This is a genomic window from Nocardia sp. Tas62D01, from assembly GCF_055232035.1.
Genome location: NZ_JBUYUZ010000001.1, coordinates 7,629,938 through 7,653,671, shown reverse-complemented (window position 1 = coordinate 7,653,671; position 23,734 = coordinate 7,629,938). Strand labels below are relative to the sequence as shown.

At 65.9% G+C, this 23,734-nt stretch carries 23 protein-coding genes; 14 read left to right on the top strand and 9 right to left on the bottom strand.

The features are described from left to right. The first annotated feature begins 25 nt into the window (after positions 1–25). On the top strand, positions 26–520 hold the full coding sequence (locus tag ACV7NQ_RS36590; protein ID WP_463363731.1) for a DUF3830 family protein: 495 nt from the start codon (positions 26–28) through the stop codon (positions 518–520). Between the two features lie 74 nt (positions 521–594). On the opposite strand, the gene ACV7NQ_RS36585 is transcribed toward ACV7NQ_RS36590, so the two are convergent. Together ACV7NQ_RS36585 and ACV7NQ_RS36580 are read right to left on the bottom strand one after the other, a co-directional pair. Then, on the bottom strand, positions 595–1,980 hold the full coding sequence (locus ACV7NQ_RS36585) for an amidase (protein WP_463365959.1): 1,386 nt from the start codon (positions 1,978–1,980) through the stop codon (positions 595–597). Between the two features lie 27 nt (positions 1,981–2,007). Then, positions 2,008–2,913, bottom strand: coding sequence for a D-2-hydroxyacid dehydrogenase (locus tag ACV7NQ_RS36580; protein ID WP_463365958.1), 906 nt, complete (start codon positions 2,911–2,913; stop codon positions 2,008–2,010). 145 nt (positions 2,914–3,058) lie between these two features. On the opposite strand from ACV7NQ_RS36580, the gene ACV7NQ_RS36575 reads away from it, so the two are divergent. The 3 genes from ACV7NQ_RS36575 to ACV7NQ_RS36565 are packed head-to-tail and all read left to right on the top strand — an operon-like array spanning position 3,059 to position 5,212. After that, complete coding sequence (locus ACV7NQ_RS36575; protein ID WP_463363730.1) at positions 3,059–3,799, top strand: maleate cis-trans isomerase family protein; 741 nt, start codon at positions 3,059–3,061, stop codon at positions 3,797–3,799. A 14-nt stretch (positions 3,800–3,813) separates the two neighbouring features. After that, positions 3,814–4,545 (top strand): maleate cis-trans isomerase family protein, encoded by a 732-nt coding sequence (locus ACV7NQ_RS36570; protein ID WP_463363729.1) that lies wholly within the window; start codon positions 3,814–3,816, stop codon positions 4,543–4,545. Next, on the top strand, positions 4,532–5,212 hold the full coding sequence (locus ACV7NQ_RS36565; RefSeq protein ID WP_463363728.1) for a GntR family transcriptional regulator: 681 nt from the start codon (positions 4,532–4,534) through the stop codon (positions 5,210–5,212). The genes ACV7NQ_RS36570 and ACV7NQ_RS36565 overlap by 14 nt, the downstream gene beginning before the upstream one ends. 255 nt (positions 5,213–5,467) lie before the next feature. On the opposite strand, the gene ACV7NQ_RS36560 is transcribed toward ACV7NQ_RS36565, so the two are convergent. After that, positions 5,468–5,845 (bottom strand): hypothetical protein, encoded by a 378-nt coding sequence (locus ACV7NQ_RS36560; RefSeq protein WP_463363727.1) that lies wholly within the window; start codon positions 5,843–5,845, stop codon positions 5,468–5,470. Positions 5,846–6,074: 229 nt separating this feature from the next. On the opposite strand from ACV7NQ_RS36560, the gene ACV7NQ_RS36555 reads away from it, so the two are divergent. Continuing rightward, the gene (locus ACV7NQ_RS36555) at positions 6,075–6,266 is read left to right on the top strand and encodes a hypothetical protein (protein ID WP_463363726.1); all 192 of its coding nucleotides are present in this window, start codon (positions 6,075–6,077) and stop codon (positions 6,264–6,266) included. A 410-nt stretch (positions 6,267–6,676) separates the two neighbouring features. Continuing rightward, entirely contained in the window at positions 6,677–6,913 is a 237-nt protein-coding gene (locus tag ACV7NQ_RS36550; RefSeq protein ID WP_463363725.1) for a hypothetical protein, read from the top strand. Positions 6,914–7,333: 420 nt separating this feature from the next. Here ACV7NQ_RS36550 and ACV7NQ_RS36545 read toward each other — a convergent pair whose 3' ends face one another. From ACV7NQ_RS36545 to ACV7NQ_RS36525, 5 genes are all read right to left on the bottom strand, one after another. Continuing rightward, positions 7,334–7,588, bottom strand: a complete 255-nt coding sequence (locus ACV7NQ_RS36545) for a hypothetical protein (protein ID WP_463363724.1) — start codon at positions 7,586–7,588, stop codon at positions 7,334–7,336. Positions 7,589–7,729: 141 nt separating this feature from the next. Beyond that, positions 7,730–8,809, bottom strand: a complete 1,080-nt coding sequence (locus ACV7NQ_RS36540) for a hypothetical protein (RefSeq protein ID WP_463363723.1) — start codon at positions 8,807–8,809, stop codon at positions 7,730–7,732. Between the two features lie 830 nt (positions 8,810–9,639). Then, positions 9,640–10,389, bottom strand: coding sequence for a Mut7-C RNAse domain-containing protein (locus ACV7NQ_RS36535; protein ID WP_463363722.1), 750 nt, complete (start codon positions 10,387–10,389; stop codon positions 9,640–9,642). Beyond that, positions 10,386–11,543, bottom strand: a complete 1,158-nt coding sequence (locus ACV7NQ_RS36530; protein WP_463363721.1) for an FIST signal transduction protein — start codon at positions 11,541–11,543, stop codon at positions 10,386–10,388. The genes ACV7NQ_RS36535 and ACV7NQ_RS36530 overlap by 4 nt, the downstream gene beginning before the upstream one ends. Before the next feature lie 816 nt (positions 11,544–12,359). Further along, the gene (locus ACV7NQ_RS36525; protein ID WP_463363720.1) at positions 12,360–13,160 is read right to left on the bottom strand and encodes an NHL repeat-containing protein; all 801 of its coding nucleotides are present in this window, start codon (positions 13,158–13,160) and stop codon (positions 12,360–12,362) included. A 114-nt stretch (positions 13,161–13,274) separates the two neighbouring features. On the opposite strand from ACV7NQ_RS36525, the gene ACV7NQ_RS36520 reads away from it, so the two are divergent. The 3 genes from ACV7NQ_RS36520 to ACV7NQ_RS36510 all read left to right on the top strand — a co-directional run bounded on the left by ACV7NQ_RS36520 (position 13,275) and on the right by ACV7NQ_RS36510 (position 16,684). After that, positions 13,275–14,483, top strand: a complete 1,209-nt coding sequence (locus ACV7NQ_RS36520; RefSeq protein ID WP_463358437.1) for an ISAs1 family transposase — start codon at positions 13,275–13,277, stop codon at positions 14,481–14,483. A gap of 597 nt (positions 14,484–15,080) precedes the next feature. Then, a complete protein-coding gene (locus ACV7NQ_RS36515; RefSeq protein WP_463363719.1) occupies positions 15,081–15,299 on the top strand; it encodes a hypothetical protein in 219 nt (72 codons plus the stop codon). Positions 15,300–15,601: 302 nt separating this feature from the next. Beyond that, entirely contained in the window at positions 15,602–16,684 is a 1,083-nt protein-coding gene (locus ACV7NQ_RS36510) for an alpha/beta hydrolase (protein ID WP_463363718.1), read from the top strand. A 338-nt stretch (positions 16,685–17,022) separates the two neighbouring features. Here ACV7NQ_RS36510 and ACV7NQ_RS36505 read toward each other — a convergent pair whose 3' ends face one another. After that, positions 17,023–18,510: an amidohydrolase family protein gene (locus ACV7NQ_RS36505; RefSeq protein ID WP_463363717.1), complete on the bottom strand. Its 1,488-nt coding sequence runs from the start codon at positions 18,508–18,510 to the stop codon at positions 17,023–17,025. Between the two features lie 253 nt (positions 18,511–18,763). Here ACV7NQ_RS36505 and ACV7NQ_RS36500 point away from each other — a divergent pair, with 253 nt between their 5' ends. The 5 genes from ACV7NQ_RS36500 to allB are packed head-to-tail and all read left to right on the top strand — an operon-like array spanning position 18,764 to position 23,689. After that, positions 18,764–19,582: an ABC transporter ATP-binding protein gene (locus tag ACV7NQ_RS36500; protein WP_463363716.1), complete on the top strand. Its 819-nt coding sequence runs from the start codon at positions 18,764–18,766 to the stop codon at positions 19,580–19,582. After that, positions 19,579–20,337, top strand: a complete 759-nt coding sequence (locus ACV7NQ_RS36495; RefSeq protein WP_463363715.1) for an ABC transporter permease — start codon at positions 19,579–19,581, stop codon at positions 20,335–20,337. The genes ACV7NQ_RS36500 and ACV7NQ_RS36495 overlap by 4 nt, the downstream gene beginning before the upstream one ends. Continuing rightward, complete coding sequence (locus ACV7NQ_RS36490; protein WP_463363714.1) at positions 20,334–21,173, top strand: ABC transporter permease; 840 nt, start codon at positions 20,334–20,336, stop codon at positions 21,171–21,173. Before ACV7NQ_RS36495 ends, ACV7NQ_RS36490 begins: the two co-directional genes overlap by 4 nt. A gap of 42 nt (positions 21,174–21,215) precedes the next feature. Then, on the top strand, positions 21,216–22,271 hold the full coding sequence (locus ACV7NQ_RS36485; protein ID WP_463363713.1) for an ABC transporter substrate-binding protein: 1,056 nt from the start codon (positions 21,216–21,218) through the stop codon (positions 22,269–22,271). A gap of 47 nt (positions 22,272–22,318) precedes the next feature. Further along, positions 22,319–23,689 (top strand): allantoinase AllB, encoded by a 1,371-nt coding sequence (gene allB / locus ACV7NQ_RS36480; protein ID WP_463363712.1) that lies wholly within the window; start codon positions 22,319–22,321, stop codon positions 23,687–23,689. Positions 23,690–23,734 lie beyond the last annotated feature (45 nt).

The following is a 23,734-nucleotide window of genomic DNA, read 5'->3' as shown; positions in this document are numbered from 1 at the left end:
GCACCCGACCAGGAAGCAGCATCGCATGGCCCGCTACATGACCATCACCCTCACCAAAGCTGGAGTGACCTGCCGCGCCCGGCTGCTGGACGCGGAGGCGCCGCGCACCTGCGCCGCCGTGTGGGATGCGCTGCCGCAGGAAGGCGACGCTTTCCACGCCAAGTACGCCCGCAACGAGGTCTACACTCTCGTCCCGCGGATCGGCGCGGCGCCGCATCGCGAGAACCCGACCGTCACACCCATACCCGGCGACGTGTGCCTCTTCGACTTTGAGCCGTGGGAGATCGGCAACCCGGCATACGGCTACGAACCCGGCTCCGCGGCCGAGCACGATCGCGGCGCCACCGATCTGGCGCTGTTCTACGGCCGCAACAACTTGTTGATCAACGGTGACCTCGGCTGGGTGCCCGGCAATGTCTTCGCTACCATCGAGGAGGGGCTCGCCGAGGTGGCCGCGGCGTGCAACGCACTGTGGCTGCAAGGGGTGCAGGGCGAAACGCTCGCCTTCGCACACGCCTGACGGCGCTGCATCACCAACGACCCACCATCACCGACAACTCAGCGGCCCCGGCTACCCGGGGCCGCTGTTGGTGTTCAGGACGCCAGTACGAATTCGGCGTAGCGGGCCACCGCCAGCACCAAGTCGTCGGAGTGACGGGGGCCCACGATCTGCAGGCCGACCGGAAGCCCGGCACGGGTGATGCCTGCCGGAACGCTGATCGCAGGCTGCTGGGTGAGGTTGAACGGATAGGTGAACGGCGTCCACTGCGGCCAGCTCTGCAGACCGCTGCCCGGCGGCACGTCGTGGCCGGCCTCGAACGCGGGGATCGGTACCGTCGGGGTGATCAGGACGTCGTAGTCGGTATGGAAGACGCCCATCGTGATGCCGATCTGCGCCGCTACGTTGCGCGCGGCGAGATAGTCGACGGCGCAGACGGTTTCGCCGCGCTCCCACACCGCACGCAGTGCCGGATCGACCCGCTCGCGCGTGCCCTCCGGGAAGCCGGACAGCATGGTGGCCGCACCCGCGGCCCAGAGCAGCTCGAACGCCTCACGCGGGTCGGTGAAGCCCGGATCGGCGGCGCTGACCAGCAGTTCGGCTTCGGCCAGACGCGTCACCGCCGCGTCGACGATCATGGCGACCTCGGGATCGACCTCGGCGTAGCCGAGCGTCGGCGAGTACGCCACGCGCAGGCCGCGCACGTCGCGCTGCATCTCGGCGCGGAAGGCGGTGACCGTGGGGGCGAGCGCGGTCGGGTCGCGGGGATCGGGCAGGGACAGGATGTCCATCAGCAGCGCCGCGTCCTCGACCGTGCGAGTCATCGGACCCGCGTGCGCCAGCGGGCCGAAGGGGCTGGCCGGGTAGAGCGGAATCCGGCCGTAGGTCGGCTTGAAGCCGACGATGCCGCAAAAGGCCGCCGGAATTCGCACACTGCCGCCGCCGTCGGTGCCGACCGAGACCGGGCCCATGCCCGCGGCGACCGCAGCGGCGCTGCCGCCGGAGGAGCCGCCCGCGGTGGTGGACGGGTCGGCCGGGTTGCGGGTGATGCCGGTCAGCGGGCTGTCGGTGACTGCTTTCCACGCGATCTCCGGTGTAGTGGTCTTGCCGAGGAACACCATGCCGTCCTCGCGCAGCCGCGCCGCCACGGGGCTGTCCACCGGCCACGGACCGCCGGGGTCGATCGAGGTGGACCCGCGCCGGGTCGGCCACGCCTCGGTCAGAAAGACGTCCTTGATCGAGATCGGAACGCCGTCGAGCAGACCGCGGGCGTGGCCGGAATGCCAGCGCGCCTCGGAATCCTTCGCCTGTACCAAGGCTCGGTCGGGATCGACGAGGCAGAATGCGTTGAACGCACCGTCGCGGGCGTCGATGGCCCGCAGTATCGCCTCGGTCGCCTCGACGGGCGACAGGGTGCCGGCCGCGTAGGCCGAGACTAGCTCGACCGCCGTCATCGCGGCCGGGTCGGTGGGTTTGTTCATGTCGGGGTAGCTCATGGATGGGCTCCTTCAGCCGGGCACGTACCCCAGCCTTTTGTCGACCACGTTGTCCAGCGGACGTCCGGCGATCCAGTTGTCGAAGTTCTCGGTGAACGCGTTGACGATCTCGGTGCGCCAGCCGATGAAGTCACCGGAGTTGTGCGGAGTGATCCGCACGTTCGGCAGGTCCCACAGCGGGTGATGCGCAGGCAGCGGCTCCGGATCCACTACATCGAGCGCCGCTCCGGCGATCGATCCGGTGCTCAGCGCGGCGACAAGATCGTCGGTCACAACGAGTTCCCCGCGACCGACGTTGACAAACCTGGCATGTGGCTTCATCGCGGCGAACGCGGCGGCATCGAACATGTTCCTGGTCTGCGACGTCAACGGGGCGATCGCGATGACGTAGTCGGCGCCGGGGAGTTCGGCGTGCAAATCGGTGGTGACCGCGCCGAAATCGGGATCCGAGGGGCGCTCCCGCCTGCCCACCGCGCGGACGGTCATACCTGCCGCGCGCAGCAGCCTTGCGATGCCGCGTCCGATCGAACCGGTGCCCACGATCAGGGCGGTGGTCCCGGCGACCTGCTCGGATTCACGGTGCCGCCACTCGTGCCGCTGCTGCAACAGCAACGACCCGGACAGGTCCTTGGCGAAACCGAGGATCTGTCCGAGCACGTATTCGGCGATCGCGGCGTCGAAGACGCCTCTGGTATTGGTCACCACAACATCGCTCGCCCGCAACTCGGGAAACATCACCGGGTCGACACCGGTCGACCCCATGTGCAACCAGTCGAGCCGGTCTGCGGCATGCCACGCGCAGGGAAGCGCGCGGGTGCCGAAGTCGTAGACGAACAACACGCTCGCCCCCCGCAATGCATCCGGGAGCCCAGACGCCTCGGTGTAGCGAACCGTAGCCCGATCTGCCACACCGACCATGAGTTCGGCGTCGGGCACACTGTCACTGTGCAGGACGGTGACAACTGGGCCCTGTTCCACATTGACACACTAAGATCACATCGTATGATTGTCAACAATCCGATCGTGTTCGGAGGTCGTCCCGGCTGAGCGCGAGAGGGGCCGTATGGACCTGAGTTTTCCCGACATCGAGGGCCCCGTTGCGCAACGGGGTATCGGGATCATCGCCCCGTTCGACCTCGCACTAGAACGGGAGCTCTGGCGTTGGGCACCACTGGAGGTGAGCCTGCACCTGGCCCGCACCCCCTACGAACCGGTCCCGGTGTCGTTGGAGATGGCCGAGCTGGTGTCCGACGCGGCACACCTGACCGCGGCCACCCGCAATGTGCTGCACGTTGAACCGGAGGTGGTCGCCTACCTATGCACCTCGGGCAGCTTCATCAAGGGCCTCGCCCACGAGAGGTCGTTGCGCGACACCATCTGCGTGGCGGGCGCCCAGGACGCGGTGACCACCTCGGGCGCGCTGCTGGAGGCGATCCGCCACCTGGATCTCACCAAGATCTCCGTCCTCACTCCCTATGACGAGATCCTCACCCACAAGCTGCACGACTTCCTGGCCGAGGCGGGATGCTCGGTGGTTCGCTCCGATCATCTCGGGCTCGGCGGCGGCATCTGGAAGGTCAGTTACCGCACCATCGCCGAGCGGATCCTCGGCGCCGACGATCAGGAGGCCCAGGCCATCTTCGTCAGCTGTACGAATTTGCCGACCTACGACGTCATCGAGCCGCTCGAACAGGCACTCGGCAAACCGGTGCTCACTGCCAACCAGCTCACCATGTGGGCGTGCCTCGGCCGGATGAAGCTGCCGATGATGGGTCCGGGCAAGTGGCTACTCAACGTTTTCTGAAGGAAGAACCCCGAATGCAGGCACCTACCGTCGGCTTCATCTACCCCGACCACGCGGCCGAGGCCGACTACCCCTTTGCCGCGGCGGCGCTGGGCGCGCGCCTTCCGGTGGCCCACATCTACGGCACTGATCTGCACGCCGTCCCCGAGCTACTCGACCTGGGCAGCCCGGAGAAGTTGCGCGGCGGCGCCGCGCTGCTCGCACAGCACCGGCCCGACGCGGTCGTCTGGGCCTGCACCTCGGGCAGTTTCGTCTACGGCCCCGCGGGCGCCCGCGACCAGGCGCGCGCGCTGGCCGAGGTCGCCGGCGTGCCCGCGACCAGCACCAGCATCGCGTTCGCCGACGCTGTGCACGCGCTCGGGCTGCGCACCGTCGCCGTCGCCGCCAGCTATCCCGACGAGGTCGCGCGGCTGTTCGTCGAGTTCCTCGCCGACGCGGGCATCGAGGTCGTCTCGATGTCGAGCGCGGGCATCGACACCGCAGCCGAGGTCGGCACGCTCACCCGCGCCGACGTGCTGCGGCTCGCCGCGGACAACGACCACCCCGACGCGCAGGCGCTGCTGATCCCGGACACCGCCATGCACACCTTGGCGGTACTGCCGGAACTGGAGGCTACGCTGGGCAAACCGGTGCTGACGGCCAACCAGGTCACGATCTGGGCGGGCCTGCGGTTGGCCGGCGCCGAGCCGATCGTCCCCGGGCTCGGCGCCCTGTTCGCCGAAAGGCAGACCGATGTCCGTCGTTGATTTCGGGCCGGTGAACCGGCAGTCGACCGCGGAGATGATCGCCGACCGGCTCCGCGAGGCGATCATGCGCGGCAGCCTCGCCCCCGGCGCGCAGCTCGGCGAGGCCGACCTGGCCGCGCAGTTCGCGGTGTCGCGCGGGCCGCTCCGCGAGGCGATGCAGCGCCTGGTGTCCGAGGGCCTGCTGCACAGCATCCGCCACCGCGGCATCTTCGTCATCGAACTGACACTCGACGACGTCATCGACATCTACCGGGCCAGGGCGGCGCTGGAGGGTGGCGCGCTCGAGCTGATCCTGGACGGTCGCCGCCCCATCGCCTACGAGGCCCTCGGGCCGAGCGTCGAGGAGATGGTCGCGCACGCCGCACGCGGTGACGCGGTCGGCGTCTCCGACGCCGACCAGGCCTTCCACGAGGCCCTGGTCGAGAGCGCGGCCAGCCCCCGGCTGGTCCGTGCCGCCCGCACCCTGCTGATCGAGACCCGAATGTGCCTTGGCGCCTTGCAGACCACCTATCCCGACCTCCGCGAACAGGCCCGCGAACACGTCGACCTGCGCGAAGCAATCGCCACCGCCACGCCCGACCGGGCCAGGGCGGTGCTCGTCGAGCACATGGACGACGCCGTGCAACGCCTCCGTCAGCAGATCGTCGCCGCGCCCAGCGCGACCTGAGCGCGGGCCGTCCCGTTCCGCGGGCCGGCTAACGGGAGAGAAAGTCCAGCAGTGAGGGGAATTCCGGGAGCGAGAGGTAGCCGTCGCGGTGTCGGCGGCGGCCAGCAGCGCGTCGGCCGGTTCGTCGATGCGGCCCTCGCCGACATGGCGGATGAGGGATTCGAACTCCTCCACCGAGACGAGGTCGTCGCCGTCGCGGTCCCACAGATCGAACGTGTCGACCGGTTGTTCACTCCACTACTTTGCTGCCACTGTCTATCGGTGGCCGCCACGGACTCCGCACACGACGGCCACCGCACATCCGTTGGCGCGGTGCGGGTGGGGTAGCCGACCCGGGGTAGTGGGCGCGTACCGGGCAGCGGTAGCGCGAGAATTCAGCTCGCGGCGGGGCGCCCGAACCGCGAGCGGCGCCGAGCCGACTCGCTTCTCGTCGGCGTCGGCGAGCCAGCGCCTGCCTTCGCCACTCCTGCCCGGCGCCGGATTCGCGCGCAGCCGCTCGGCGACGACGCGGATCCGGCTACATCCGGCTACAGATTGGCGGGGCGCACGACCATGGCCGACAACGCTCTTTTGCAGCAGCGCGATTGGTGCCGCGCGGGCGCCGGTCCGCCGGTCCGCGACCGGCACCGGCACCCCGAAACCGGGCCGGCAGCGCCCCTGGCTGCTGACAGGTAAGCACATATTCCAGCTGGCCGGACCGCGGATGGGTGTCAGCGGTGACGACACGGGTTCGCGGGAGAGCGAATCTAGAACAGGTGCAGATCGCCCTACGGCTGCACGGTCCTGATCCCTCACGGTCCACCCCTCGGGGTCGGGGGTAGGCACCGTCGCTCCGGGCGCGCTCGAATACCAGGAGGCATTGGTGTACATACCGTCCGCGGACCAGCGGGACCTGTGGTTGATCAACGGCCGCGACTGCACCCGCACGCCCGACCCCGGCATCACCTGCGAACACGCCGCATTCCTGGCGGCCGTGCACGCAGGCCACGGCGCTGATTGTCGACAGTACCTGGGTGCTGTGGCGGCCAGCCGCGACGCATGGAGCCGACGGTGATCTTGATGTAGCGCGGCGATCCGGGCTGGCCGCTGGCTAGCCGTACCGCCGACGACATTTGCGTGGCAACGATTTTCGGCGCGCCGCACACGTCGACGATCTACCTCCACATGCCAGAGCTTGGGTCGACAACCTCGAAGGACGAGGCGTCGATCGAGGCATGGGTCAGAACCCGGAACAGGCACCGTAAGCCTTGTCCCCGAGATCGCCACCCTCGGAAGGTTGCTCGACCGGATTCAGCACAACATCGACGCACCTATTCACCCTGATGAGGTTCTCATCACGGATGGTCCTACTTGGACCCTCGTTTCTCTCTCGAGCGGGATCGCCTTCGTCGTGCCTGACCGTGCTGACTGAAGCCCCGCATTGCAGAGTGAGAGCTGGGATCGCACCCGCCCACGATGCTGCGGATGCTCGACGCCCTGAGCCAGGCCGGACTCATCGACCGCGCCGCGCCGTCCCCCGAGCAGCGCGCCCGTGGGAACGTGCTCACCAGCATGGGGAAGAAGCGGCTCGCCGCGGCTTCCGCGCAGGTGCAGGAGTTCGAGAACCTGCTCGTCGCCCGGACCGACCCCGATCATGTCGGGATCATCATGGCCTGGCTGCGCACCTGCGCCGAGCAACTGAGCAACCCGGCACTGCCTTAGCCGGCGCCGTGCGCTCCGGCCATGAGTGCAGCGAGGTCTTCCGGACCAGGAACGACAGGGGCAGCAGCGGACCCCGATTGAACAGTCCTTTGGCGCCTTCGACCGTCCCGGATCCTTGAGGTACATGAAGAAGTTGGCCCCGACATAGTGGCGGCCGAGCCGACCGGTCACTGGCCGCCGACCAGCGCACAACCGAGCCGGACCACACCCGTTCCGAATAATCCGTTCGAGGTCATCAACCAAAATATCCTGCGCCGCGATCTTCGTCCCGCCGGGAATCTCGATCGTGATTTGCGAGGTGCGATGTCGGCAGTAGCACCGCCGCACTGTGGTCAAACCACCCAGCAGCAATTGATCTTCTTGGTGCTCGAAGACAGAGCATCGGTTCGCCGATTCAGGCGATGGCGTGACTGCCCGAGGTCAGGTCACGGTCAGATTGATTCGCGCCCAGGAGGTGGTGGCGTATCCCGTTGGGATTCCACAATGACGCAGCCGATTCCGGCTGTGGTGCTCCGGTGGAATCCTTTCCCGTTCAAGTTTCACCGCCGCGCTCGTCGAGTCGTCTCGCGCCTTGATCCAGCCGAGGTGCACCGCGAACTCGTGGACGACCGATTCATCCGCGCCGTGCTCGACCGAGCGCGGCCCGAACGTGCTCGGACTGCCGGACCTGCTCACGACATTCAGTCCGATATTCCGGGACTGCTCACCGAACGGTGCGGTACACAAGGCCAAGCGCAGGCCGAGTTCGAGCGGTTCGCCCGGCGTCCGTCACCACCTTTCTCGCCCGACGACCACTTCGCCGCACCACAATCACAGTCAGGCGGACAGATCCGAGCAATCGGCCCGCGCCATTTTCACCAACATTCCGTGCAGTACCTTCGCCAGCTTTCCAGCGCGGTCGCCACGTAGCACCACCTCGGTGAACGCCTCGACCAACGCCTGGCCGGGCTCCAGCGGACCATGATCGACGCGTCCGCCGCTACGGAGGGACGCGTCGATCAGCGTTCGCCACGCTTCTTGTCGCGCGCGGAAGCCGCCCGCGATGTCGAGTGCGCCGGCGAATTCGCGAACGATCGCCGTGTACACCGACTGTTCGGTGGCCCCGCGTCTACGCCCTCTCCTCCGGGTTTCCCGAGTGACCCCGCCTGGCGGGACCAGGTTCGTCAAGGCGGCTCCGTCGAGAACGATCCACAACGCCGGTGCGTCCGATCGCCCAGCTTCTGAGGGGCGGTCCCGCACCGGGCGAGAGGACGCGCCATCGCGCCGTTCGGTGATCTCGATGCCGCACAGCGGAATCGGGTACTTGGCGAGCAGGTCATCGAGAGCGGAGGCGATCTCGCGAACGGCATGGACGTCGATACCCCCGTCGTCGAATCCGATGACCTCCAGGTCATGCCGAGTCGCCAATTCCCCTACAATCCGGGTGATCTCGGAACCGGTGTTGATGTCGGTCTGCTGTCGAGCGGCCTCCGACTCCGGCGGGCGAGGCGCAGTCCGCTGCAGTGCGGGCGACGAATGCTCCGTGGTCGGAGCGATGCCTGGCGAAGGTGGCGCGGATACGCGGGCCGGAGCGCCGGGCGCAGGCACGGGCGGCACGCTGCGGCGCTTCGACCACGGTGTGGCCGCCGGTCTTCGAGACCACGGGGTAGGCCCCGGCTTGCGGCCGACGGCGATGCGTTGTTCCGGAACGATTTCCGGATCGGGCGCCGTGGTCGGTTGCGCCGGAATAGGCTTCTCGGCGTGACGATCGCGACGGTTGCTGTCCGGGTGCCCCTCCGCTGAGGCGATGGCGGCCTTCAACTCGGTGACCGTTCGGGAGGCCTTGGCGATGAGGCGTTCCAGCGACGACACCATCGCGCGCAATTCGACCGGATCGATCCGCGGCGGCTGACTCACAGATGTCTCCTGCATGTCGTTACGGCGGTTAGGTCTTGCCGAGTGCGCTGGCCTGCGCCAACACCGTGCTCTCACGAGTACGCGAGAGCAGAGTGTGGTGCGGTCGATTTTCACTCAGATACGCGGAACCTCCCCGGATTGGGAAGGCTCGAGGCCGGCGGTGGGCCGAATTCAGTAGTGTGGCACTCAGTTCAGACAACCGGACAGTAGCAACCGGGCAAAGTAACCGTGTGCTCCTGTGGGATATGTCCAGCTCCCGCCAAGTCGGCGACCCATCGATACCTCCGACGTAGTCCAGAGCCTGGTGTTCAGTCCAGACAGCCGCACCCTCGCGACCCGACCGCTGACGGCACCGTGCGACGTGGCCACTAACCATCAATTCGGAGGCGGGGTTCAGCACGAGGGTGGTGTAGGCGAATCCTGGATCGGCGTTGACGTAGCCGGTGAGCGTCAACCAGACGAAGGGATCGAGATCGCCGGCGGTCCGTTTCAGGGCGGACAGGATCCCAGCAGCGTCGAGCGCGCCGATTCCTGTGCCTGCTCAACGGTCACCGCGCTGGGGACTTGCCCGACGAGCCGGTGATTCCGCCCGGCGTCGCGATCTCCGTGGACGCGGCTGGCACAGCAGCTGCCATGGATCATCACGCATGGCATCACCGCCCACTGGGTGTGCCACAAGCGGTGCTGTGCCTCGAGGACCGAACCAATGCGGAAAACACCGTGGGCAATCAAATTGGGATCGTTGCCTCAGCACGGCGACCGCACACGTGATTTTCCTTGGCGAATAATCCGCCAAAAGGCGTCCACCAGAGCCTGCTCGGCGCACTGGGTCAGAATTGATTCAGCCCGGCGCGGATCGCCTCCACGGTCGCGTTGAGCCGGATCTTATGCGAGCCCGGCCAGTAGACCCGCCCACAGTCCCGGCACTGCCGGAACGTGTCGTAATAGCGGCGGGTGAGCGGTTCCAGCCGATCTTCGACCTCGGCTTTGGCGACCGCGACGACTGCGCCGCCGCAGCGCAGGCACCGGGTGAACGGCGCCAGGCACTCGACGAGGTCGAGCCGCCGGATCACCTCGACGACCTGATCGACCGGCCGGTCTGACCGGATATATACACCGTGAGTGACGTTGCGCCGCTTCAGCAGTCCGCGGTCGCGGGTGAGCAGGATCCGGTGCTCGCCAGCCGACACCTCGGCGAGCCCGGCGTCGTCAGCGTCCCACCGACAGTGAACGTCCAGGCCCATCAGCCGCATCAGCTTGGCGAGGCCGCCGAGATTGACGTCGGCGACGAAGCGCGGCTCGCGCAGCGGGCCTGGGCGCACCCTGGTAACCCGGCCGATGTCCAGGGTCTCGAACACGGGATACGCGGTGATGCGATCGCCGGCCCGCGGGTGAAGGTCGAAGTCCACCGGTTGCCCGTTGACCAGAACCAGGTCGACCTCGGTGTGCGGGATGCCGGCGGACTCGACGACGTCCTTCACGGTCTGGTGCGGGCGGACCGGCCGGTGCAGCACCGTGTATCGCTCGTCGGGCCGTAGGAAGTCGTTCAGCTCGGCGTAGACCCGGATGTCGACGCTCATTCGACGAACAGCGCCATCGATGCCGTGAATCCGTGCAGCGCATTGCGGCCCGCGATCGGACCGATCTCGCCGGCGGCGAAGAAACCCGCAAGCGGAATGCCGCCGAGCAAGTCCTCGATCGTCGCGGCGTCGTGATCCGCGACCCCGAACATCCGCCGGCCGCGTCCGTTGCACGTGAACAGCAATGCACCGGCCGGGCGCCCTGGCAGGTCCGAACTCGCACGCGCGAGGGCCGCACGCAGATCTTGGTCCGCTCCCACCGCGTCGCGGACCTGGAACTGCACGGTCGTGCCGACCTCGACGACCTCGCCGATCTCGATCGCGCCGCTCAACGGGTCGGCACCGAGGAGGCCACGGATCAGGAAATCGCCCTGCCCGGGCGCTGCCAGATGCTCGTCGACCACGATTCCGATCTGCAGGCCGTGGGTCAGCAGTTCCTGCTGATCGAGTGGCAGCACGTCGACGACCTCCCGCAACCGTTCGATCGGCGGCCGACCGCCGAGCTCGGTGATCAGCGCGCCACGCGCGCTGGTGACGATATACGGGTACCCGATCGGCCGGCAGCCCTGCGACACGATCGGGACACCGCAAAGGCCGGGAAGCCGCACGCCGACCGCGCCGGACGTCGCCACGTCGCGGTCGCGAAACAGCCTGCTGCCTGCCGGACCCTGCGCGCCGCTCACCAACCCGCCCATCACGATGGTGCCGGGCAGATCGGCGTTCAAGTGCTCGAGCAGCAGGTCGGCTGGGAACGAGTAGGGGTCCGGCAGCAGCAGATGGAAGTCGCGTGCGGCCTTGTCGAAGCGGTAGCCGGCGAGCAGCCCGCCGGTCGCTGTGCGGACGAAGTCCAGCTGGAATGTCTCGGCGGCGGCGGGCAATCCGGATGCCAGCCACACCGCCACCGCGGGCTCGTCCTCGATCTCGCGGCGGCCCGCTACGACCGCCCGGGCCACGCATCCGACGAGTGCGGGCACCCGGACCGTCTGGTGGACACCGGCGAGCACAGCCGAGGCATCGTCGGTGTGAGCCCGTGACGCGAGCAGCACGGCAAGCGACGGCGTCTCGCCCGCGAGCTGATCGCGCGCGTGCGCTGCAGCTTCCATGCCCGCCTGCCGCGCCTCGGGCGCAGTGGAGAGCCCGACTCCGATCCGCACCCTTCCATGGTAGCCAACCTGCGGGAGCATAGGTGTTGTTGCTGCACAACGCATTTCAGCCCCAGGCGGTGATGTGGTACTTTCACACCGCGACCGCGAGCCCGATGACGGCGCCATGACGATCGTGATCACCGGCCCGCGAGCCGACGGGCGTGCCCTCGAGCTACCCGCCGCCGGAGACCGCGACTACCGCGACATCGACATCGACTCATAAACCGATCGGGCTTCAGGAGCCGCCTCGCCCGCCACGCCGCCGGGCAGCCATACCTCCGGCGGCGCAACGGGCACCGACTCATTCCACATCCATCCACGCCTGGCGAAGGAGCATGCTCATGGCCGAAGACACGACCATCAGTCGCCGAGGAGTTCGCCTGCGCCGAGGGATGTCGCGGAAAGTGCGCGTGAGGACGCCGACGGTGATGTTCTTTGCGCGCTACTCGACAATGCGGGCACGGCCCTCGGGGGAATTCGGCTGAATCATGCGTCTTTGCTTGATTCATTGTGTACCTCCACGATCGGGCGATACGTACTTCTGCTCGACTCCGAACATGTGGCCCGAATCCCTCGGGTAAGAAAACACATCAGTCCACGGCACGTGGTAGGTGATGGGGCCTGGTTTGCGACTGCTCATAAACGGATTCGGTAACTGAAAGGCGCCACGCTCACATCCAAAAATAAGCGGCTTGGAGCGACTTCCGGGCAATCTCGACACCTATACCGGAGCCGCAGATTACACGGCGTATAGATAAATCGGACATTGCAGCATCCGAAAATGCGGGTAGATGTTCTATCGGTCCTGGCTACCGAGCCGCGAGGCTACACCGCTATACCGGTAGGCTCGCTCAGGCCGGTGATGATGGTGGTGGGTGTGCCGCCGGTGGTCGGCAGGGAAACCACGTTGCCGGTGCTCTCGGTGATGTAAAGGGTGGTCCCGGAAACGGCAATACCCACAGGAACGTTCATGGTGGCCAAGGTGATGGGTGGGCCGCCGGTGGTCGGCAGGGAAACCACGTTGCCGGTGCTCCCGGTGACGTTGTCGATGCTCCCGGTGATGTACAGGGTAGTCCCGGAAACGGCAATACCCCTCGGGTTGAGCAGGCCGGTGGCGACGGTGGTGGGTGTGCCACCAGACGTCGGCAGCGAAGTCACGCTGCCGTTGGCCGCGTTTCCGGTGATGTAGAGGGTGGTGCCGGAAACGGCAATACCCTGCGGGTTGGGTAGCCCGACAGCCAGGGTGGTGGGTATGCCGCCGGACGTCGGCACTGAAACCACGGTGCCAGTGCTTTCGGTGATAAACAGAGTGGTGCCCGAAACGGCAATACCCACAGGGTCGACCAAGCCAGGAATGTTCAGCGGGGTCGCCGTGCCGCCGGAAGTCGGCACCGAAACGATCGTGTCGCTGCCGGCTTCGGCGAGATAGAGGGTGGGGCCTGCGACCGCAACCCCGTACGGACGATGATTCAGGCCGGATGCCAGGGCGGTAGGTGTGCCGCCGGCCGCTGGCACCGAAACCACCCGACCGTTGGCGTTTTCGGCGATGTAAAGAGTGTCCGCCGAGGTGTTCGCAGCGGCGGGACCGGCGCCAGGAACCAGGGCTCCGGCGTTGTCGGTCTGCAAGCCGGTGAGCTGCGGTAATTAGCTGTGCGACACGCCGTTTCGGATGCGAGGCGGACACGGGTGGCTCGAGGAGGATGAAGGTTCCTTAGGCCAGAATCTTCCCCGGAGTCGCCCGTGTCCGTCTGTTCAGTATCCCTTGTCGAGCCCGTTGTGGAGGTGTTGGATCGACGGCGCGTCGAACCGGAAACCCACACGGTCGCACCGTGTTTGCTGGAGGTGCTGAAGACGGTTCCCGACCCGCGTGATCCCCGTGGAATCCGGTACCCGTTGGTGGGGTTGCTGGCGATCATGATCCTGGCCACGGCGGCGGGGATGCAGTCGGTGGCCGGGTTCGCCACCTGGGTGCGTACCGCGCCACCGGAAGTGTTGGCAGAACTGGGCATCCGAGTGCGTCGCCCGAGCGAGAAGACGTTGCGAACCCTCATCGCCAGACTCGACGCCGCGGATCTGGATCGCCGGTTGGGTGACTATTTCGCCGCCGTGGCCGCTGCCGCGGACTCCGGCGGACTGATGGCGGTGGCCCTGGATGGCAAAACCGTGCGCGGGGCGCGCCTGGGCGGGGGCCGCGCACCGCACCTGGTGTCGATCTTCGCCCACCACGCGCGATTGGTCCTCGGCCAGCTGGCAGTCGCCGCGAAGTCCAACGAAATCCCCACGGTGCGAAAGCTTCTGAAGGCAATGAACCGGACCGGGCTCATCGCCACGATCGATGCGATGCACACGCAGGTCGCCACGGCGAAACTGATCTGCGGGCAGCTCAAGTCGCACTATTTGATGACGGTGAAGGCGAATCAGCCCAAGCTGTTGGCTCGCATTATCGCCCAGCCGTGGGCCGAGGTCCCCATCGCCCACCGTGACGCCGACGCCAAGCCATCGCACGGCAGGATCGAGACCCGCACCATGAAGGTGCTGAGCGTGCCGCGCGGGATCGGGTTTCCCTACGCCCGCCAGATCATGCAGATCACCCGCGAACGCGTCCAGGTCACCACCGGGAAACTGACGGTCGAGACCGTATACGCCATCTGCAGTGTCACCTTCGAGCAAGCCAAACCCCGACAGTTAGCCGAATGGTTGCGAAACCATTGGGGAATCGAGAATGCGATCCACTGGGTCCGTGATGTGACCTACGACGAAGACCGCAGCACCCTGCGGACCGGCACCGCTCCGCAAGTCGCCGCGACGCTCCGAAACACGGCGATAAGCCTTCACCGCATCGATGGTGCCGCCAACATCGCCGAGGCCTGCCGGACGACAGCCTTCTCACCGAACAGAGGCCTCCACCTGCTGACGAACACCCAAAACCCTTGGTCGCAGGCTAGTTAGGCGACAACGCCGGAGCCCTGCGCCAGGAACGACCGCCGCAGCCGCGAGCACCGTCGCGAGCACGAACGGGACCGTAACCACCGTGGTCAGCGCTCTGCTCACCGCCGGTGCCGCGACTGCGTGGCGGAACCCGCGCCGCCCGCGTCGCTCCTTACGGAAATGCAGTTTCACGCTATCTTCCTCACTTTCTCCGTATCCAGCTCTCGAAAATTGTTTACAGAGGCACGGCCCGCCGCAGCGGCCGTATCACCAGGAGTTGAAAGTCGGTCGATCGCCACTGTCGTCCCGATACCGCGGTGACACTGCATCGCAGGCAGCGATCTTCTCAAGAATGCCGCTTCAACATAATCGCGTGGTCGATGAAGTCAATGACCACGAGCGTTTCACAATCGGTGGCAGAATAGTCGACCACACGAAGTCCAAGCTCAGCATCGCCTCCGGGTCGGGCAAGCAGGACCCGACTGATGCATGCTGGCGGGTACGCACGGATTCCAGCTAGCGGAGAGCAATGATGGGTATCAGCGGCAATGACATGGGGTTCGCTCGAGCGCAATGCTGGAACGCGTTCACAGATAGAGCCATCGAAGGAGAGCCGCCATGCGAATCAGACTGACCTCCATCACAGCCGCATTGGCGGCGGGCGCTGCCGCGTTAGCTGTCGCTATCGCACCGACTGCCGCGGCCGCTCCCCTTCCGGCGCCACCGGCAGTGAGCGCCGCCGCGCCGACGGCCGTGGCCGGCCATTTCGACCAGGTCCGTTTCGGCGGCTGGGGCCATCACGGCGGCTGGGGTACCGGTAGCTCCGGTAGCTCGTAAATGATCGCGCGGTTCGGGCTGCGTTACCTCACCCAGTCGGTCCGGCAGGACCCGTAGGTGTCAAACCGTGGGTTCGCGGGAGCAGCAGCAGTGATCGAGGATGGTCTCTCCCTGCGGCACGGCGAAGGCGACGTCCAGCCGCCTCGTCGAGCCAGCCGACCCGGAGCACACGAACCCGGTCCGCTCGAGCGTCACTCGGGAATGGCCAGCGTGACAGAAACCCGTTCCCAGCAGCCTGTCCGCTCCAGACAGGTGCTCGTGGTTCAGCACTCAACCGGAATTCAACGATCGGGGTTCCCCAGGTGAGCGTCCCAGTCACAAGTGACGATGCCACCAAGAGTTCGGTACGGATCGAGTCACCCGGTACAGCAAGTCTGGCAACCCGGCTCGCCCCCACCGCCCTGACCCCGCTTCGGTGGGCACTGACCGCACTCACGGTGGCGGGCAAGCTCAGCCCGATCACAACCAGATCGATATTCGCATTCACCAGCCACATCGACCGCTACGCCGTACCACTGGCACCACCACGCGGCACCCAACGGATACCCGTCACATTCAAAGCAATGTTCCATGGCGAATGGCTATGGCATGGTCGTAATCTCGACACCATACGCAAGGCCGAGTCAGCGATCCTCTACATCCACGGCGGTGCCTTCATCGCCTGCGGCCTCAACACCCACCGCAGACTCGCCGCCAAAATCGGGCAAGCCGCCGACATGCCGGTACTCAATATCGCCTACCGACAACTGCCTAACGCACACATCACCGAGACGATCAACGACTGCGTCATGGCCTACCGCTACCTGCTCGATGAAGGCTTCCCCGCCCAACGAATCATCCTGGCAGGCGACTCCGCGGGCGGCGGACTCGCGTTCCTGACAGCCATGACCGCACGCCAACACGGACTGCCGATGCCCGCGGGAATCGTCGCCATGTCACCATTCGGCGACCTCGACAACACCCACCGCCTCACCCACCCCAACGCCGGACGCGACCCCTACATACCAACGGAGGCTCTCGGCGTCCTAGCACGCTGGGGATTCCAACGCGACAGCACACTCGACCCCGCCTGGTCACCTATCAACGGAGACTTCACCGACCTACCACCGGTACTGATCCAGGTCGGCTCCACCGAGGTCCTACTGTCGGATGCCGAGCGGCTCGCACAACGCTGCGCCGAGACCAACGTGCAGTGCACCCTGCAAATCTGGGACCGCGTACCACACGTATTCCAGGTCGGATCAGACCTGCTCCCCGAAGCCCGCACCGCCATCAACAACATCGCAACCTTCGCCCGGCAACAAATCCACAACCACATCCCTCGACCCGTCCTCCTTGCTCACCGGCGTCGGCCAACATGGTCACGGTCTGGGGCCAGGAGTTAAGCCAGGCCCATGGCGGGGTCTGCGCGTCGGCAATCTCGGCGATGAGCACGTAGACGCGGCAAGAAGTTCGTCAGTCCCGAAATCATGATCAGCCAACGACCCACAGAGGTCGAGGATTGCACCGTTGCCGGGCACTCGCACTGGGAAGGTGACCTGATCATCGGACCGCGTCGACCATCTGCCGTCGATGGCATAGACGGCGCACTGGGGGCACCAGAGACGTGGATCTCATCCTGGAACACCGGGTTCGAGGGCGATTTTCAACACCTTCGGATCCGATTCGCCAGATTTCTCGACCCAGGATTCGCGGACGCCGCGACGACGAACGGACTGCTCTCTCATACTCCTGTGAACGGCATTATCGACCGATTCGCCTTCGCCGTTCGCGTCAACTCGGTCAAGAACGGTTCCTGGGCTCGCGCGAGTTCAGCGAGATGGGAGTTGCGGGCGAGGAGCTTGGCTCGAACCTCCCGTGCGCTCGCTAGCAGCGCGGTCTCATCGATCGTCGTCAGTCGGCCATCGTCGACGACCACGCGACCGGCCACGACCACGGTGCGCGCCGAGTGGTCCCACGCACCGAGAACAAGGGTCGCGAGCGGATCCTCACCCGAGGCATAGGCGGGGGTATCGGTCGGGAAGATCGAAAAGTCCGCGGGCTCGCCGACCTCGAGCCGCCCGCTGCCGAAGCCGAGCGCCGTGGCACCGGCAGTCGCGAGCCGCAGCGCCGAGAGCGGCGTCTCCCAGGTGCTCGGGTCGTGCCGGCTAGGCCGATGCAGCACCGTAGCGAATCTCATCGACGAGACCATGTCCATCGATCCACCGCAGTTGACGCCGTCGGTACCGAGGGCCACTGAAAGCCCCTGGCGCCGCCATTCGGTCAGCTCCGCAACACCACTGCCGAGCTGAAGGTTGCTCTGCGGGTTATGCACGAAGGTGGCTGCCCGCCCTGCCGCCAACTCGATGCCAGCAGGGCTGACCCAGACGCCGTGAGCCGCACTCAGGCGAGCGGACAGCAGCCCCTGATCGTCCAGCAGTTCCAGCCAGGAGCCGAAACCTTTCGGCGGCGTAATGCCAGCCTGTACCCGCGTCTCTAGAAGATGGGTGTGCACCCGGATACCTCTGCTCCGAGATATGTCAGCGATCTCGCGCATCATCTCGTCGCTGCAGCGCTGCGGTGCGGAAGGTCCGAACATCACACCCGTCCGCCCGCTCGGTGAGGTCCATCCATCGTACAAAGCGACGGTCGCATCGATGAGGTCGCGTGCGGATCGCTGATCGAGTGCGGGGTCTTCCGCGCGGGCGCTCGCGGGCCATACCGATGGAGCGGCACCGACCGTGTCCGGCAGACGGATATCGGCGATCATCGGAGCGACGAGGGCTCGGATCCCGATCTCTTCGTATGCGTCGAGGGCGGCCTCTTGATCTTCGATCGCACCCCCCAGTTGGTCAAGCATGCTGGTGGTGCCGGTGCGCAGGGCCTCCACGGCTTGCAGTTGAGCGGTGAGGCGGACCTCCTCTCGAGTGCGTCCCACCGTGGATGCCCACCCGTGCATCATCCACGGCTCGAGGGGCAGGTTCTTACCCTCGTGGCGGCACAGCGGGCCGTACGAATGAGAGTGGGAGTTCACGAAACCGGGCAGAGTCAACCCGCCTGCCGCATGGACAACCTTCCGGGCGGGCACCCGGTCGCGTCCGGCATCCGAGATCGAAACCACCGATCCGTCGCGGACGTAGATGTCGACCGATCGCACCGCTGCGGTGTCATCGACGACCAACGCGTCGGTGATACAGAGATCGGCTCGAGCAGCAGTGGCGGTGTCGGTCATGGAACTCCTTCGATGGGTCAGCCGTTGCGTCGCCGTGCATCGGGCCTACGGCATCTTCCCCGAACGGTGGTGATCGGATGAGGTCACGAGCATCTCTGAGTCAGCGTCGCTGGCTCCAGACTGCGGTGAGCAGAACGTAACCGAGGTGCATCCGCGGTTCATCGGGACGAAATATTACGGCTCTAACTTTTGGATCCAGGCTTGGATCCAAACTCGGATGCAGGTGGATTCCTTTCAGATTAAAGGAGAACGCATGGTCTCGCCTACCGCACCAGGGATCCATATCGGCAATCTCACCAAGAAATTCACCGTGGGTCGCTCGCACCTGACCGCTCTCGACGGGGTGGACATCCACTCCGACAAGGGCGAGTTCGTCACCCTTCTCGGCCCGTCAGGGTGCGGCAAGAGCACCATCCTGCGCATCCTGGCCGGGCTCGAACCCCAGACGGCGGGACTCGCACTGGTCCACGGCGAGACCCCGAACGAGATGCGCAAGCATCACCATCTGGGCATCGCGTTCCAGGACGCGGCGTTGCTGCCTTGGCGCTCGGTGCGCTCGAACGTCCGCCTTCCGCTCGAAGTCGCCAAACAGACCGTCAGCGACGAGTTCATTCAGGAATTGATCGACCTCGTCGGCCTCACCGGATTCGAGAATGCCCGCCCCGCACAGCTCTCCGGCGGTATGCGTCAGCGCGTCGCGATCGCACGCGCACTGGTCGTCAAACCCCGCGTCCTGCTGCTCGACGAACCCTTCGGCGCCCTCGACGATATGACGCGACAGAACCTGAACATCGAACTTCTTCGCATCTGGACCGAACGGCCCGCAACGACATTGATGGTCACCCACGGTATCGCGGAAGCGGTGTTCCTCTCGGACACGGTGGTGGTGATGAGTGCGCGGCCCGGCAGTGTAAAGAAGGTCGTCAAGATCGACCTGCCACGACCCCGCACCCCGGATATGATGCGCACCAGCGCATTCCACGAGTACGTCGACCTGCTCTCCGCTATTCTGTTCGGCTCCGCACCCGAGGATGACTCCACCCTTGCCGCGGCAGGCGGTCAGAACCGATGAACCGCAACAGATTCCTCGGCGTCGCCGGCTCACTGATTGTCCTCGTCATCTGGCAGATCGTCGGTATGACCGGAATCCTCGGACCCGACATCGCGGCACCCGTCGAGATCATCAGGGGCGTGATTTCCGACGGCACGGCCTTCTACGGCCTGCATGTGCCCGTCACGCTGGCCTCGGCGACGGTCGGATATTTCTGGGGCAACGTCGCCGCGATCGCCTGCGCCGCGCTCGTGATGACTGTGCCGGCGTTGGAAAAGCTTGTGCTGCAGGTCGGTATCGCCTCAGCCTGCATCCCGCTGATCGCCATCGCCCCGATCCTCGCCGCCTGCTTCAACGGGCCTGTGACGTCGGTGATCATGGCCGCCGTCTCGGTCTTCTTCGCCACCCTCGTCGGGACCATCAACGGCCTGCGACAAGCCGATTCCGCAAGTGAAGATCTCGTCCGCGCCTATGGCGGCGGCAAATATCTAGTGCTGCGCAAGGTCCAACTGCTCTCGGCGCTCCCGAACATACTGACATCCCTGAAGATCGCCGTCCCCGCAGCGATCCTCGGGACCGTCATCGGCGAGTTCATGGGTCGCGAACGCGGACTCGGAGCGGCCCTCGTCGTCGCACAACAGGGCAGCGACGTCGTCCGCACCTGGGGCATCACCCTCGTCTCTAGCCTGCTCGCCGGAACCGGCTTCCTCCTCGTCGCCGCCGTCGAGAAGATCGCCACCCCGTGGGCGGCAAGCACCTCCGGAGCAAAAGCATGAGCACTACCGTCGCTACCGCACCCCTCCGCACCGCGATGCCACAACCGAGTGGGACCCTCACCCGCGGCCTTGCTCGCAGTCTGGCGACTCTCGTCGGTGCGGTCGTCGCCATCGTGATCGTCTGGACCGGATTCCTGCGCCTGGTGAACGTGAGCCCGTTCGTGGCGAAGTCACCGGCCGATGTCTGGAACTACCTGGTCACCGCATCGGACGCCACCGCCCACCGTTCCGATATCGCCCACAACCTGATGCGTACGCTCGCCGATGCGTCATACGGGTACATCCTCGGCCTGGCGCTCGCGGCCGGTGTATCACTGCTCTTCTACTTCTCCCGAACCGTCGAAACGATGTTCATCCCGAGTCTGACAGCGCTGCACGCGATCCCGATGGTCACCGTCACCCCCATCCTGGTGCTCATCTTCGGCCGCGGCGCACTGGGCACCGCCGTCATCGGCGCGGCCATCGTTGTCGTACCCGCGCTGCTCACCATGCTCCAGGGGGTGCGATCCGCACCTCGTACCGAGATCGACATGGTCACCACGTTCGGCGGATCGACCTTATCCACCTTCTTCAAAGTGGCCCTCCCGCATGCGATTCCCACGTGGTTCACGGCGGCCCGCCTCTCGGTGACCGCTTCGGTGGTCGGCGCGTTGCTGGCCGAATGGCTCGCCACCGGCGAAGGTCTCGGCGGTCAGATGCTCAAGGCCGCCAACGAATTTCAATTCGCTCGCCTGTGGTCCTCGGTTGTGGTCCTGACCGTCGTCTGCGTCGCCGTATACCAGCTCGTCTCTGTCGTCGAAACGGCCGTCGGATCCCGCATGCGCGGACCTCGCTGAACCCACCTCACTACGCCCTACAACGATCAACACGGAGCAACCATGTCCGCACAATTCGACCGCCGCAAATTCCTCACCAGAGGACTGACAGTCGGCGGTATCGCACTCGCCGGGCCCACAATCCTCACCGCCTGCGTCTCCAGCGGATCCGGCACGACAACCGGGAACGGCTTCGGAGTCGCCTCACAGCGACTGGCGTGGATCAAGAACACCGAGTTCGCCGGCAGTTACTTCGCCGACAAGAACGGCTACTACTCCCAGGCCGGATTCAGCGGATCCGAGCTCATTCCGGGCGGACCGACCGCACCGCCGATCGAATCCGACGTCCTCACCCGTACCTTTGCCGGTGTCTCCCAGGTTCCTACCGTCGCCTCCGCGGTAGCGCAGGGCGCACCACTGAAGATTATCGGCGCCGCCTACCAGCGCTACGCCGGCTGTGTGATGTCGATGGCATCCAAGCCGATCGAAACTCCGACAGATCTGTACGGCAAGACAATCGGTTGCGCCTCCTCCTCTGAACCGGTGTGGCGCAACTTCATCGCCGCTCTAGGCCTGGACAATTCCCGCATCAACACCGTTCCCGTCCAAGGCAATCCGATCGGCATGACCGCCGGCGAGATCGACGGCTACCTCGGTTACGTCAATGACCAAGCCATCGAGCTGCGCGCCAAGGGCTTCGACGTGCACACCATGCTCCTCGCCGACGTCGGCTTTCCCTTGGTGGGCCAGACCTACATCACCACCCAAGACAACATCGCCAACCACCGCGACAAGGTCAAGGCCTTCCTCAAAGCAGAGATACGCGGCTGGAAGGATGTCCTCACCAACCCGCAGCTGGCCACCGACATCACTGTCAACGAGTATGGCAAGAACCTCAGCCTCGACCCGAAGACCACACTCGCGTCCTGTCTCGCCGGCAACGACCTGATACGCAACGGGCAAGCCGGACAACAGATCCTGACATTCTCCGACGAAACCGCCGCTGCCAACATCAAGTCCATCGCCGCGGGCGGTCTGCACGTGTCGGTCGCCGATCTATTCGAACTCGGCCCAATCCGCGAGGTCTACCACGAGAACCCCGACCTCGCATTGTCCTGAGCACGTTTCCGTCGCTCGTACGATCGATCCGCACCGGAAGGCAAGTCATGACACCTCCCACCACCTCCGATCTCGTCGTCACCGGCGGAACAGTGGTCTCGCACGACGGACGCCGTCGCCAGGACATCGCCATCCGCGACGGCCGGATCGTCGCCGTCGGTGACGACCTCGCCACGGCCGGTGTGCCCACAGTGGACGCAACCGGACTGCTGGTCCTGCCCGGGCTCGTCGACATGCACGTGCACCTGCGAGAGCCCGGTATGACAGAAAAGGAGGACTTCGCCAGCGGCACCAGCGCCGCCGCCGCCGGCGGCGTCACCACAGTCGTCGACATGCCGAACACCAAACCTCCCGTCGCCACTGCCGACCGCTTCCGGCAGAAACTCGACCTGGTGAAGAACAAGGCGTACGTCGACTTCGGCCTCTACGGCATGCTCGACCATGACAACGATCACGAGATCGCCGCCATGGCCGAACTCGGCGCCATGGGGTTCAAACTCTTCATGGGCCAGACCACCGGGGACAACCGCTGCCCTGACGACGCCGCGATCTTCCGTGGCTTGGAAGCTGCTGCCGCCGCTGGCCTCGTCGTCGGTGTCCACGCCGAAAATGACCACCTGCTGCGCATGTTCGGCGACCGCCTGCAGGCATGCGGGCGTCGTGATCCACGTGCCCATCTCGAAGGCCGGCCCGACTTCGTCGAGGTCGAAGCGGTCACCCGCATCATCACCATGGCCACCGAAGCCAAAACCGAGCTCCACATCCACCATCTCTCGTCGGCCGCAGGATTGCAGCGAGTGATGGATCTGCGGGCCCAAGGACATCGGGTCACCGTTGAAGCCCTGGTCTCGCACCTGTTCCTCGACGACACCGCGTACGACACCTACGGCAACCTCATCAAGCTCAACCCTCCGATCCGCCCGGCCGCCGACGTCGAGGCATTGTGGTCGGGAATCGGCCGCGGGGACGTCGACATCATTGCCACCGATCATGCCCCCCACACCGCGGACGAACAGAAAGAGGAAGACGTCTGGAAGGCTTACGGCGGGTTCATCGGTGTCGAGACGATGCTTCCGTTGCTGCTCACCGCCGCGGCGCAAGGCAAGCTCGCCGTCGAGGACATCGTGCGCCTGTGCTCGTACACCCCGGCGCGGCGCTGGTCGATGTCCACCAAGGGACAGATCTCGGCGGGATTCGACGCTGACTTCGTACTGGTCGATCCGACGGCTGAGGTCGTCCTCGATCAGACATCGTTGCATTCCAAGCACAACGTCACTCCATACAACGAATGGCCGCTCACCGGTGCGGTTGTCGCGACCTACCTGCGTGGAAACCTGATCTTCGAGAAGGGTGAAGTGATCGGAGCGCCAGCCGGCCGCCAGGTGATCCCCGCCCGCGCACCGCTCGCCGCGCACTGATTCACCGGGAGCTACGCACATGATCATCAGAACCACGACAGGAAA

Excerpts from the sequence above, each read along its gene's own strand:
- ACV7NQ_RS36590 (WP_463363731.1), top strand. The coding sequence starts at position 26 with ATGGCCCGCTACATGACCATCACCCTCACCAAAGCTGGAGTGACCTGC.
- ACV7NQ_RS36585 (WP_463365959.1), bottom strand. The coding sequence starts at position 1,980 with ATGAACAAACCCACCGACCCGGCCGCGATGACGGCGGTCGAGCTAGTC.
- ACV7NQ_RS36580 (WP_463365958.1), bottom strand. The coding sequence starts at position 2,913 with ATGGTCGGTGTGGCAGATCGGGCTACGGTTCGCTACACCGAGGCGTCT.
- ACV7NQ_RS36575 (WP_463363730.1), top strand. The coding sequence starts at position 3,059 with ATGGACCTGAGTTTTCCCGACATCGAGGGCCCCGTTGCGCAACGGGGT.
- ACV7NQ_RS36570 (WP_463363729.1), top strand. The coding sequence starts at position 3,814 with ATGCAGGCACCTACCGTCGGCTTCATCTACCCCGACCACGCGGCCGAG.
- ACV7NQ_RS36565 (WP_463363728.1), top strand. The coding sequence starts at position 4,532 with ATGTCCGTCGTTGATTTCGGGCCGGTGAACCGGCAGTCGACCGCGGAG.
- ACV7NQ_RS36550 (WP_463363725.1), top strand. The coding sequence starts at position 6,677 with ATGCTCGACGCCCTGAGCCAGGCCGGACTCATCGACCGCGCCGCGCCG.
- ACV7NQ_RS36535 (WP_463363722.1), bottom strand. The coding sequence starts at position 10,389 with ATGAGCGTCGACATCCGGGTCTACGCCGAGCTGAACGACTTCCTACGG.
- ACV7NQ_RS36515 (WP_463363719.1), top strand. The coding sequence starts at position 15,081 with ATGCGAATCAGACTGACCTCCATCACAGCCGCATTGGCGGCGGGCGCT.
- ACV7NQ_RS36505 (WP_463363717.1), bottom strand. The coding sequence starts at position 18,510 with ATGACCGACACCGCCACTGCTGCTCGAGCCGATCTCTGTATCACCGAC.
- ACV7NQ_RS36500 (WP_463363716.1), top strand. The coding sequence starts at position 18,764 with ATGGTCTCGCCTACCGCACCAGGGATCCATATCGGCAATCTCACCAAG.
- ACV7NQ_RS36495 (WP_463363715.1), top strand. The coding sequence starts at position 19,579 with ATGAACCGCAACAGATTCCTCGGCGTCGCCGGCTCACTGATTGTCCTC.
- ACV7NQ_RS36490 (WP_463363714.1), top strand. The coding sequence starts at position 20,334 with ATGAGCACTACCGTCGCTACCGCACCCCTCCGCACCGCGATGCCACAA.
- ACV7NQ_RS36485 (WP_463363713.1), top strand. The coding sequence starts at position 21,216 with ATGTCCGCACAATTCGACCGCCGCAAATTCCTCACCAGAGGACTGACA.
- allB (WP_463363712.1), top strand. The coding sequence starts at position 22,319 with ATGACACCTCCCACCACCTCCGATCTCGTCGTCACCGGCGGAACAGTG.